Here is a 10,974-nt window from a genome sequence, read left to right on the forward strand (position 1 = left end):
AATGAAAATGGCCATCCCAAATCCAGCATATTTTGCGCAGTTCAATGATGAAGAACTGGTCGCAGCCGACAAAGCGCATTACATGCACGGCTACCACATCTTCGACGACCATCGCGAAAACGGCTCACTGAATATTGCCGCCGGTGAAGGCGCCTATATCTATGACACGGCCGGCAATCGTTACCTCGATGCGGTGGGCGGCATGTGGTGCACCAACATCGGCCTGGGCCGCGAAGAGATGGCCGAGGCCATCGCCGAGCAGGTACGCCAGCTCGCTTACTCCAACCCCTTCTGCGACATGGCGAATGTCAAGGCCATCGAGCTGTGCGAGAAGCTCGCGGAACTCGCACCGGGCGATCTGGACCATGTGTTCCTCACCACCGGCGGCTCGACGGCAGTCGACACCGCCTACCGGCTGATCCAGTACTACCAGAACTGCCGCGGGTTACCTGCGAAGAAACACGTCATCACCCGCATCAACGCCTACCACGGATCCACCTTCCTGACCATGTCGCTGGGTGGCAAGGCGGCGGACCGCCCGGCCGAGTTCGACTTCCTCAAGGATCACATCCACCACATTTCCTGCCCCAACCCCTACCGCGCACCGGAGGGTATGGACCAGGCGCAGTTCCTTGACTTTCTGGTGAACGAGTTCGAAGACAAGATTCTGACGCTTGGTGCCGATCGAGTCGCGGCGTTCTTCGCCGAACCGATCATGGGCTCGGGCGGCGTGATCATCCCGCCCGCCGGCTACCACAAACGCATGTGGGAAGTCTGCCAGCGACATGACGTGCTCTACGTCTCGGACGAGGTGGTTACCTCTTTCGGCCGCCTGGGAGCATTCTTCGCCTCTGAGGACGTATTCGGCGTGCAGCCGGACATCATCACCACCGCCAAGGGCCTGACCTCGGGCTACCTGCCTCTGGGGGCATGCATTTTCTCCGACCGTATCTGGCAGGTGATTGGCGAGGCGGGCAAGGGGCGCTGCTTCAGCCACGGTTTCACCTACAGCGGGCACCCAGTTAGCTGCGTCAGTGCACTGAAGAACATCGAGATCATCCAGCGCGAGAATCTGCTGGCCCATGTCGAGGACGTTGGCGCCTACCTGGAGGAGCGCCTGCAAAGCCTCACCAGTCTGCCGCTGGTGGGCAGCGTGCGCTGCAAGAAGCTGATGGCCTGCGTTGAATTCGTGGCCGACAAGGCGAGCAAGGCGCTGTTCCCGGATGAGCTGAACATTGGCGAGCAAATCCACCTGCGCGCACAGAAGCGTGGCCTGCTGGTCCGGCCCATCGTGCACCTGAACGTGATGTCACCACCGCTTACCATCACCCACGCTCAAGTGGATGAGATCGTCGAAACCTTGCGGGTGGCGATCCTCGAGACGGCTGCTGATCTGCAGCGCAGTGGCCAGTACGCGGGCAACTGATGCGCAGCCTGGGCCTTTTGCAGACGCCCGGCAGCCCCAGTAGACTGCCGGGCATGGCCGACTCCTCAGCACAAACCGCAACCACCCTCCCCGCCACCTCCCTGCATGCCTGGCATACAGGGCTGGCGCGGGCCATGGCCAGCGTCGCCGAACCCGGCTTCGGCGAGCGATTGGCCGAGGCGCTGAATTGCCTGGTGCCGATCGAATCGGTCCTGCTCGGTCTGGAATGCAAAGGTCTGGCACCGCGGCCGTTGTACCAGCGCGGCATTCCCACCGAGTACCGCGAACCCCTGATCGAACGTTACTACGCACGCGGATACATGCTGGACCCGTTCTGCCTCGCGCTTGAAAGCGGCCTCGCCGAGGGCTTCTACCCGCTTTCGGAGATTGCCCCGGACGACTTCTTCAACAGCGAGTACTACAAGACCTACTACCTCAAGTGCGGCTCGGTGGAGGACAGCCACTACATCGTCGACCTGGGCGGCCAGCGCAAGGTTTCGCTCTGCGTCTACCAGGGGCTCAGCGGCGCGCGCTTCACCCCGGCCGAGCTGGAACTGCTGCGCGCGGCACAACCCATGGTGCGCGAGTTGATCCGGCAGTTCGACGAGCGCGGTGGCCTGGCCCGCTGCCTGTCCAACGCCGGCCCATCATCCTTGCACTCAGGCCCACCTGCGGCACTCAACCAGCAGATCAGGGACGCTTTCATGAACTTCGGCAGCGAGGTGCTTACCGAGCGCGAGCGGGAAGTCGCCCACCTGATGCTGCGCGGCCACTCGGCCAAATCCAGCGCCAGGGTGCTGGAAATCTCCCCCGAGACGGTGCGCATGCACCGCAAGAATCTCTACACCAAGCTGGACATTGGCTCCCAGGCGGAACTCTTCGCCCTATTCATCGACTGGCTGACCCGCTGAGAAACCTTCAGTCAGATACCCGGTAAGGAACGCCATCCTTTGACTAGGCTTGAGCAGGTTCTCAACCATCCAAGGAGACCCGCCATGCCCATCGAAAAAGCCCTGTACCGCGCGTACGCCGAAGCCTATGGCGGTCGAGAAGGCCGTGCCGTGTCGTCGGACGGCGTGCTGGATGTCAAGCTGACCACCCCGAAGGAGCTGGGAGGGCCAGGTGGTGATGGCACCAACCCCGAGCAGCTCTTCGCCGCCGGCTATTCGGCCTGCTTCCTCGGGGCCCTCAAGTTCGTTGCAGGCCGGGAGAAGGTCGCCCTCTCAGAGGACTCTTATATAGAAGGGATCGTCGGAATCGGTACCCTGCCCACCGGATTCGGCATCGAGGTCGAACTGAAGATTTCGCTGCCCGGGCTGGATCGCCAAGCGGCCAAAGACCTGGTCGACAAGGCGCATATCGTTTGCCCGTACTCGAACGCGACCCGCGGCAATATCAACGTAACCTTGACACTGGTGTAGGAACGAGGGGGACGCCGAGTCCTTGCTCGCGAACGGATGAGCCAGGGTCGTTCGCCAGCAAGCTGGCTCATACAATGGTATGCAACGAAGAAGGGAGGCCACTGGCCTCCCTCGCTTCACTTGACCTTGTAGATGATCCCCGGACTGCACTGGACCATCTGGTAAAGGTCAGGCAATCCGTTGAGTGCCTCGGACGCACCGAGAAACAGGTAACCGCCAGGCTTCAGGGTGGCGTGGATGCGCGTCAGGATGTCCCGCTTCACCTCGGCCGAGAAGTAGATCAGCACGTTACGGCAGAACACGATGTCGAATTTGCCGAGGGCCGCATAGCTGTCCAGCAGGTTCAACGGGCGGAACTCCACGCGGCTGCGGATCGCCGGCTTGACCGCCCAGCGCCCCGGCGCCTTCTGGTCGAAGTAACGAACCAGCCGTTCCTGGGACAAGCCGCGCCCCATGGCCAAGCTGTCATATTCGCCGGCACGGCAGGCTGTGAGCATCGAACTTGACAAGTCCGTTGCAACGATCTGAGCACCGGCCCTGAGTTGCCCCAGACTGCTCCGCTCGAACTCGTCGATCGCCATGGAAATGGAAAAAGGTTCCTGACCGGAGGAGCTCGCTGCCGACCAGATACGCAGGCGCTGGTTCGGGTTGGCCTTGAGCAACTCTGGCAGCACCCTCCCCTTCAGCACATCGAACGGATAGGTGTCGCGAAACCAGAGCGTTTCATTGGTCGTCATGGCATCGACAACCTGTTCACGCAGACCGCCGCGCGACACGCCCTGGACGCGCTGGACCAGTTCGCCCAGGGTCTTGATGCCATTCTGCTCCATCAACTTGTTAAGCCGGCTGGAAACCAGATACTGCTTGTTGCTGCCCAGCAGAATGCCGCAGGTCTTTTCCAGGAATACCCGGAACTGCTCGAAATCCACATTGCCTGAAGACACTAAGGGCGCCTCACCGATCTATTTCCATGCCAGGGAGCCGCTGCTCAGCTCCCATCCATAACCTTGATGCGCTCGACGACGCGGGAAGCCAGGTCGTCAGGCTTGAACTTGGCAAGAAAGTCGTCCGCCCCCACCTTTTTCACCATCGCCTGGTTGAACACACCGGAAAGCGAAGTATGCAGGAGGATATGCAACTTCTGCATGCGTGGATCGTTGCGGATCTCCGCCGTCAGTGTGTAACCATCCATCTCCGGCATCTCGATGTCGGAAATCATCATCAACAGCTCGTCCTCTGGCGCCCTGCCCTCCTCGACCAACTCACGCAGGTAGTTATAGGCCTGGCGACCATCGTTGAGCGCCTTGACTTCGACCCCGACTGTTTCCAGGCATCGCACCACCTGCTTGCGCGCCACCGAGGAGTCGTCAACGATCAGCACCCGCTTGCTGAGGGCCTTGCTTTGGGTCTCGACATCCACGACCCCTTCGGACACTACCTCCGAAGTCGGTGCGACCTCGGCGAGGATCTTTTCGACGTCAATGATCTCCACCAGTTGCTTGTCGACTCGGGTCACCGCAGTCAGGTAGTGATCGCGGCCGGCTCCCTTGGGTGGCGGATGGATTTCTTCCCAGTTCATGTTGACGATGCGCTCGACCGAACGCACCAGGAACCCCTGAACCTTGGTGTTGTATTCCGTAATGATGACGAAGCTGTTCTTCAGGTCATCCAGGCTTCTTCGCCCGGTCGCCAGGGACAGGTCGAGAATCGGAATGGTCCCCCCACGGATATTCGCGACCCCGCGCACCACCGGACTGGACTTGGGCATCACGGTGAGCCGAGGGCACTGAAGGACCTCCTTCACCTTGAATACGTTGATCCCGTAGAGCTGAGAACCGTCAAGACGGAACAGCAGCAGCTCCAGGCGGTTCTGCCCGACCAGTTGGGTACGCTGGTTAACCGAATCCAAAACGCCGGCCATGACCAGACTCCTCCTGCAGGTCTATGAATCTGTCGTCTTAGCCTGTCAGGCGGCACGAGCCTTGCTTCTCAGTGCGCATGAACGCTTCGACGACGCTTTTCCGACACTTGATATCAAAATGCCGCAACTTGTTTGCGAGCGTTGTACCCGCTTTGTGCTGTCTCGGCTACAGCCCGGTATCGAGTGCAACCATGACGTCGCCTGAAGAGCTTATCGGCGTGACCCAGGGGTTTCTTGAGGCGACAGTCGAGGATTATTTGCAGCGCAGCAGCATCCAGGGCCGCTACGAAATCCAGGTCAATCGACTGGACCCGCGGCTACGCCTGCCTCTCTGCGACAAAGAGTTGACTGCACGTCTGGAAAGCCCGTCAAAGCCGCTTGGGCGCGTCACCGTCCGGCTTCGCTGCGATGGCAACACACCCTGGACCGTATTCGTGCCCGGCCAGGTCAGGCTGTTCCGCGAGGTCGTGGTGGTGACTCGCCCTCTGCGACGTGACACCATGATCGCGCCTGAGGACGTGGCCCTCGCCGAGCGCGATGTAGGCCCCTTGAGCCAGGGCTTCCTTACGAACAGTTCTCAGGTGATGGGCCAGAAGACCACCCGCGCGCTCCTGCCTGACCAGGTATTGGCACCAATCCACTTGCAGATGGCTGAAGTCGTGAGCAAAGGCGACCAGGTGGTGATCAGCGCCAGAATCTCGGCGATCAACGTGCGGATGCCTGGAGAAGCCTTGTCGAACGGAGCTCCAGGAGAACAGATCCGCGTACGCAACCTGAGTTCGGGGCGCGTAGTCAAAGCCCGGGTCCAGGGTCCCGGCCAGGTCCAGGTGGATATGTAGGCATGATTGACATGACGCTCCAGAACAGACGTTTCCTACACTCTGCTTGTCTGAAATTTTTTTCTAAAGTTAGCCCGGACAAGGCCGATAACACGGTAAGCGTCCAATTAGCGTCCGAGGTTCAACATCATGGTCATTGATTTCAATCGGCCCAACAACGGCCCAACCCCCGCCAGCACGGCACGTACCAGTTCCGCACAAGCCGGCGGCAAGGGTGAAGCGGTCACGGGCAACCTGCCTGCTGCTGCGCAAACAGTCAGCGAACAGCCCCAGACTGCGGGCAGCGGTGAATCCGTGAAACTGAGCAGCGACGCTCAAATGTTGCAGCAAGCAGGCGAGAAGCTGCGCGACCTGCCCGCCGTGGACAAGGAGCGTATTGAAAAGCTCAAGCAGGCCATTGCCGACGGCTCTTACCAGGTCGATAGCAAGCGCGTGGCCAGCAAACTGCTGAACTTCGAATCCCAGCGCTAGTCCTCGGGCTGCGCTGGGGACCTTGGACGCCCGGTTCCCAGAGCAAGCAATGCAAGACACCAACCTGCTAGACCTGTTCAACCAAGATATCGACCACGCCAAGCGACTGCTTGAGCTGATGGACGAAGAATTCCAGGCACTTGGCGAACGAGACCTGACGCGCCTGGAAAGCCTCATCGCCGAGAAGCAGCCCCTCCTCGCCCAACTTGATCAGCATGGCCGCCAGCGCAGTCAGTTGTTGGTCAACCTTCGACTCAGCACTGACCGGGCCGGGCTGGAGCAACTCGCCAATGCCTCCCCCCGTGGAGCCGAACTGTTGGCCCGAAGTGACGAACTCGGCCAGTTGCTCGAGCACTGTCAAAGCGCCAACCAGCGCAATGGGCGCCTGATTCGAGCCAATCAGACATCGGTAGGCAGCATGCTTGGAATCCTACGGGGCGGCGAGACGCCAAGCCTCTATGACAGCCGCGGCACTACCGCTAGAATCGGCCACCAGCGCCCGCTCAGCCAGGCCTGACCCCAACTACAAGAAGAGTGTGAGACCTGTGGGCATGGAGCCCGGCTCACACCAAACCTTGCGTGTAGAGAGAGCCGGACCGTGTCCAACCTATTCACCGAGCAAAACGGCCCGCAACCACCGAAGATCCTCAAGGCTCCGGTGGAGATCCAGGCAAATCTTCGCCTTCTGCAGCAACATCACGACCCTCTGATCATTACCTTCCACGACCGCAATCAACGCTTCCAGAGTTACCTGGTCGAAGTCGACCGTGATCGCGGCCTGATTGCCCTCGACGAGATGATCCCGAATGATGGCGAGCGTTTCCTGAGGAACGGCGAAACCTTCCGCATCGAGGGTTTCCGTGAAGGTGTCAGGATTGCCTGGGAGTCCCTCCAGACAGTCGAGATCGGTGAACTGGACGGCGCACGTTGCTATTGGTGCGCCTTCCCTCAGGAAGTGATCTACCACCAGCGCCGTAATGCTTTCCGAGCTGCCCTCAAGCAGTCGCAACTGGTAGCTGTCGAACTGGATGGAAACAAGATTTCAGCCGCCCTTCAGGGACAGATGCTGGATATTTCCGCCACCGGCTGCAAACTGCGCTTTGAAGGCGACCAGAGCACTCGGCTCCAACCCGGCCAACTTTACGAGCGCTTCACAGCGAAGCTGCCCTTCGGCGCAGTGACAACGACAATCGAGTTGCGCCATGTGCACTACGAGGAGAAGTTGGGAGTGAGTTTCGCTGGCGTTCGCTTCCATGACATGAGCGGCCTGGTGCAACGCCAGGTGGAGCGCTTCGTTTACCAGTTACAACGCGAAGCCCGGCGCTTCGAAAAGGACGAACTGTTCTAGGTCGCCCCCAATTTGTACCCCAGCCGCGCCAGCCGCGGCAGGTGCTCGGGGCAATCAACCATCCACACCGTCGGCAGCAGGCCATGCTGCCAATCCAGCTGCTGCAAGCGCTCACAGGTCAGCGCCAGCACTTGGTTGCTGCCCCAGGGAATGGATTCGAACAGACGCGGATCCACCCGGCGCAAGCCTAGGAGGACATAGCGGCCATCCTCGGTAGGTCCGAGCACAGCCTGGCATTCGACCAGGGCCTCACAGGCCTCAGCGAGATAATTGGCATCCAGGATCGGACAGAAATGGTCGATCAGCACCACGGCGTCGTTCTCTGCCAGGCCGAGGGCGGCGATGCGCCTCATACGCTCCCCTAGGTCTCCGACCGGCTGTCCTACCACCATCCAGTCGTTTTCTTCGGCCAACGCCTCAAGGCTCTCGTCCGGCCCATCTTCGAACCAGAAGATGCGCTCGCTGAAGCCCATCGGTGGTAGGTTGAGCACCCGTGCAACCAGTTGCCGCTGCAAACGGAGAGCCCCCTCTTCGCCCAAGGCGGGAACCAGTCGGGATTCAAGTCCGCCGGCCTGTGGTGATCGGGCCAGCAAGTGCAGGGAGATGCTCAGATTCACGGCCACGGTCCTCCTTGAAGTCCCGAGGCGAACCTCGGGCTTTAAAGCTCAGGTACCTACTGTCGCCGATGATTGGTCAAAAGCAGGATGGCGCTGGGCCACTATTTCACCTGCGGCTGTTCCCCCGTTTCAGTTGCCGGAGCATCACCCGATGGCTGGGCATCCCCCGATTGCATCTGATCATGGATCGACTTTTCATCCACCCGCGGGTCAAGCGCCGCGACCAGGGGCGAACTGGTCATGTTGTCCGGGGTGGGCACATGGTGAAGTGGCGCCTCGTCGACCCGGTGCAGGCCGGTAACCGCATCCGGTCGCACCCTGAGGACCAGGACTGCCGCGCAGAAGCAGACAAAGGCATAGAGCATGTTCGGCCCGAGCAGCTTCATGAGGGCGCCAGTAAGCAACGGACCGACACTTGCCCCCACGCCAAAGGTGATCAGCAGCATGGCCGTCAGGGAGACGCGGCGGTCAGCCTCGATATGGTCATTCGAAAAGGCCACTGCCAGCGGGTAGAGGCTGAACTGCAGCAGACAAACCAGGAAGCCCACGGGGAACAGCACTTCCAGCGGTGCCTGCGGCATGATCGCCAGGGGCAAGGCCGCGAGAGCCAGCAGCGCAGCCGTGCTGCGGATCAGTACCGCCCGGTCGTGCCGATCCGACAACCAGCCCAGCGGCCACTGGACCAGTAGGCCGGCCAGGATGCAACTACCCATGAACAGACCGACCTGGTTGGTGGGCATCCCTTGCGACGAGGCATAGAGCGGCGCGAGGCCATAGAACGAGCCGATGACCAGTCCGGAGACCAGCACCGTCGTCATGGACTGCGGCACCCGCTTGATGAAGAAGCGCGGTTCCAGCGGGGCCGGGTGTAAAGGCGCCGGGTGGATCTTGCGAGTGACGGCCACTGGCACCAGGCACAGCGCAAAGCACATCGCCACCAGCATCAACAACTCTGGACCCAGCCCCGGGTGCAGTACCAGCACCAACTGTCCCAGGACCAACCCCAGGTAGGAGGCGACCATATAGCCGGCGAAGACCTGGCCCCGCTGGCTGGCATCCGCCTGTTCAGTGAGCCAGCTTTCGATGACCATGTACTGGCACATCATGCCCAGGCCCACCAACATCCGCATGACCAGCCAGGCAGGAAGCAGGCTGGTCAGGCCGTGACCGAGCACGGCCGCAGTCACTACGCCGGCGCATGCCACATAGGCGCGTATGTGGCCGACCCTCGCGATCAGCCGGTGTCCCAGCTTGCCGCCGATGACCAGGCCGAAATAGTTCGCCGCCATCAACGCGCCGACCCAGAGTCCATCCACCTTGTCGGCGGCCAGGCGCAGACCGAGGTAGGTGCTGAGCAAGCCGGAGCCGATCAGCATCAACAGGGTGGCAAAATACAATGCGCGGAAAGATTTCCAGATTCGATGCATCGGCGCTCCAGGCGGCTCCTTGTACTAGAGGGGCCGCCATTTCGGTGGCCCTGCGGATAATCAGACCTGGGAGGCGAGGATGCGCCGCTCCCAGGGCGTGATTTCATCGAAGAAGCTGCTGAGCTCCATCGTCTTGGTAGCAATGTAGCCTTCGATGAACTCCTTGCCGAACAGTTCTCGCGCCAAATCACTACGTTTCAGACGTTCGAGAGCGGCATGCAAGGTACAGGGCAGCAACAAAGAATCCGGTGCCTCGAATTCACCTTGGATCGGCTCGCTGGGCTGCAGTCGCTGCTCCAGGCCGTACAGGCCCGCAGCGAGGCTTGCGGCAATGGCCAGGTAGGGGTTGGCGTCCGCACCCGGCAGGCGGTTCTCGACCCGGCGGGCGACAGGAGCACTGGCGGGAACACGCAGGCCAGCCGCACGGTTGTCGTGGGACCAGCAGGCATTGTTCGGCGATGCGTAGGGGTGGCAAAGGCGCTGGTAGGAGTTCACGTTGGGTGCGAAAAGTGCCGTGAGATCCGCCATGGCTGCCTGCTGGCCACCGATGAAATGGGAGAAAGCCTCAGTAGGCACGCCATCTTCAGCCGTGAAGATGTTCCGGCCGCTTTCGCTCTCCACGATGCTCTGGTGGATATGCATCGAACTGCCCGGCGTGTGGGCCAATGGCTTGGCCATGCACACCACAGTAATGCCATGCTTGAGCGCCACCTCCTTGAGCAGGTGCTTGAAGAGGAAAGTCTGGTCGGCCAGCAACAGCGGATCACCATGCAGGAAATTGATCTCGAACTGGCTCACTCCCATTTCGTGCATGAAGGTGTCACGCGGCAGCCCCAGAACCTCCATGCAGCGATAGACCTCCTCGAAGAACGGGCGCAGGCCATTGCTCGAGGACACACTGAATGCGGAGCAGCCCGTTTCGCGACGCCCATCCAAGCCCTCCGGTGGCAGGAAGGGTTGCTGCGGATCGGGGTTGGGAGCGAATACGAAAAACTCCAGCTCGGTGGCGACTACCGGTTGCCAGCCATGCTCGGCGTAACGCTCGACCACCTTGCGCAGCAGGCCACGAGTCGACAGCCCAGACGGTCGGCCATCCAGTTCCTGAGCATCGCAAATGGCCAGTGCTCGCGGCTGCTCGCTCCAGGGCACGCGGTGGATCTGGCCGGGTTCGGCGACCAGGGCCAGGTCACCATCGTCGCTCCCGTAGAAGCGGGCCGGCGGATAGCCACCCATGATGCATTGCAGAAGCACACCGCGCGCCAGCTGAAGGCGACGCCCGGAGAGAAAACCCTCGCCGGTCATGACTTTGCCTCGCATCACACCGTTCAGATCAGGGGTGACACACTCGACTTCTTCGATGCCGGCCAAACGCTCTTCAAGCGGGCTGCGGACTTGGGTAGCCATGGTTATTGTCCTTGTGCACTACAACCGCTCCTCGTGGCGGCTTGTACAAAATACGCACCAGGCGTTCGAAATATCAAGCACTGCAAAGAGCCAACTGAAG

12 protein-coding genes are annotated in these 10,974 nt (G+C 61.0%); 7 read left to right on the forward strand and 5 right to left on the reverse strand.

Going from position 1 to position 10,974, the window contains the following annotated elements; all coding sequences use genetic code 11:
* Window positions 1-7: 7 nt before the first annotated feature.
* The 3 genes from OXH74_RS24240 (at window position 8) to OXH74_RS24250 (ending at window position 2,847) form a co-directional block, all read left to right on the forward strand.
* Window positions 8-1,426, forward strand: a complete 1,419-nt coding sequence (locus OXH74_RS24240) for an aminotransferase (protein ID WP_375739216.1) — start codon at window positions 8-10, stop codon at window positions 1,424-1,426.
* A 53-nt stretch (window positions 1,427-1,479) separates the two neighbouring features.
* Entirely contained in the window at window positions 1,480-2,337 is an 858-nt protein-coding gene (locus OXH74_RS24245) for a helix-turn-helix transcriptional regulator (RefSeq protein WP_375739217.1), read from the forward strand.
* Between the two features lie 84 nt (window positions 2,338-2,421).
* Window positions 2,422-2,847, forward strand: a complete 426-nt coding sequence (locus OXH74_RS24250) for an organic hydroperoxide resistance protein (RefSeq protein ID WP_375739218.1) — start codon at window positions 2,422-2,424, stop codon at window positions 2,845-2,847.
* 116 nt (window positions 2,848-2,963) lie between these two features.
* Here OXH74_RS24250 and cheR read toward each other — a convergent pair whose 3' ends face one another.
* Both cheR and OXH74_RS24260 read right to left on the reverse strand, forming a co-directional pair.
* Window positions 2,964-3,791 carry a protein-glutamate O-methyltransferase CheR gene (gene cheR / locus OXH74_RS24255; RefSeq protein WP_375739219.1) on the reverse strand — a complete coding sequence of 276 codons (828 nt, stop codon included), beginning with the start codon at window positions 3,789-3,791 and terminating at the stop codon, window positions 2,964-2,966.
* Window positions 3,792-3,835: 44 nt separating this feature from the next.
* Window positions 3,836-4,768, reverse strand: coding sequence for a chemotaxis protein CheV (locus OXH74_RS24260; RefSeq protein ID WP_375739220.1), 933 nt, complete (start codon window positions 4,766-4,768; stop codon window positions 3,836-3,838).
* Between the two features lie 77 nt (window positions 4,769-4,845).
* Here OXH74_RS24260 and flgA point away from each other — a divergent pair, with 77 nt between their 5' ends.
* From flgA to OXH74_RS24280, 4 genes are all read left to right on the forward strand, one after another.
* Window positions 4,846-5,607 (forward strand): flagellar basal body P-ring formation chaperone FlgA, encoded by a 762-nt coding sequence (gene flgA / locus OXH74_RS24265; protein ID WP_375741671.1) that lies wholly within the window; start codon window positions 4,846-4,848, stop codon window positions 5,605-5,607.
* Between the two features lie 129 nt (window positions 5,608-5,736).
* Window positions 5,737-6,078, forward strand: coding sequence for a flagellar biosynthesis anti-sigma factor FlgM (flgM, locus tag OXH74_RS24270; protein ID WP_375739221.1), 342 nt, complete (start codon window positions 5,737-5,739; stop codon window positions 6,076-6,078).
* Window positions 6,079-6,127: 49 nt separating this feature from the next.
* On the forward strand, window positions 6,128-6,595 hold the full coding sequence (locus tag OXH74_RS24275) for a flagella synthesis protein FlgN (protein ID WP_375739222.1): 468 nt from the start codon (window positions 6,128-6,130) through the stop codon (window positions 6,593-6,595).
* Between the two features lie 81 nt (window positions 6,596-6,676).
* Complete coding sequence (locus tag OXH74_RS24280) at window positions 6,677-7,426, forward strand: flagellar brake protein (protein ID WP_215373442.1); 750 nt, start codon at window positions 6,677-6,679, stop codon at window positions 7,424-7,426.
* Here OXH74_RS24280 and OXH74_RS24285 read toward each other — a convergent pair.
* The 3 genes from OXH74_RS24285 to OXH74_RS24295 all read right to left on the reverse strand — a co-directional run bounded on the left by OXH74_RS24285 (window position 7,423) and on the right by OXH74_RS24295 (window position 10,772).
* Entirely contained in the window at window positions 7,423-8,043 is a 621-nt protein-coding gene (locus OXH74_RS24285) for a TIGR04282 family arsenosugar biosynthesis glycosyltransferase (protein ID WP_375739223.1), read from the reverse strand. The two genes, OXH74_RS24280 and OXH74_RS24285, sit on opposite strands and share 4 nt — an antisense overlap.
* A 101-nt stretch (window positions 8,044-8,144) precedes the next feature.
* Window positions 8,145-9,470 (reverse strand): MFS transporter, encoded by a 1,326-nt coding sequence (locus tag OXH74_RS24290; protein WP_375739224.1) that lies wholly within the window; start codon window positions 9,468-9,470, stop codon window positions 8,145-8,147.
* Between the two features lie 60 nt (window positions 9,471-9,530).
* Window positions 9,531-10,772: a glutamine synthetase family protein gene (locus tag OXH74_RS24295; protein ID WP_375741672.1), complete on the reverse strand. Its 1,242-nt coding sequence runs from the start codon at window positions 10,770-10,772 to the stop codon at window positions 9,531-9,533.
* Between the last annotated feature and the right edge of the window lie 202 nt (window positions 10,773-10,974).

It is taken from the genome of Metapseudomonas boanensis, assembly GCF_042232855.1.
Lineage (GTDB): Bacteria > Pseudomonadota > Gammaproteobacteria > Pseudomonadales > Pseudomonadaceae > Metapseudomonas > Metapseudomonas boanensis.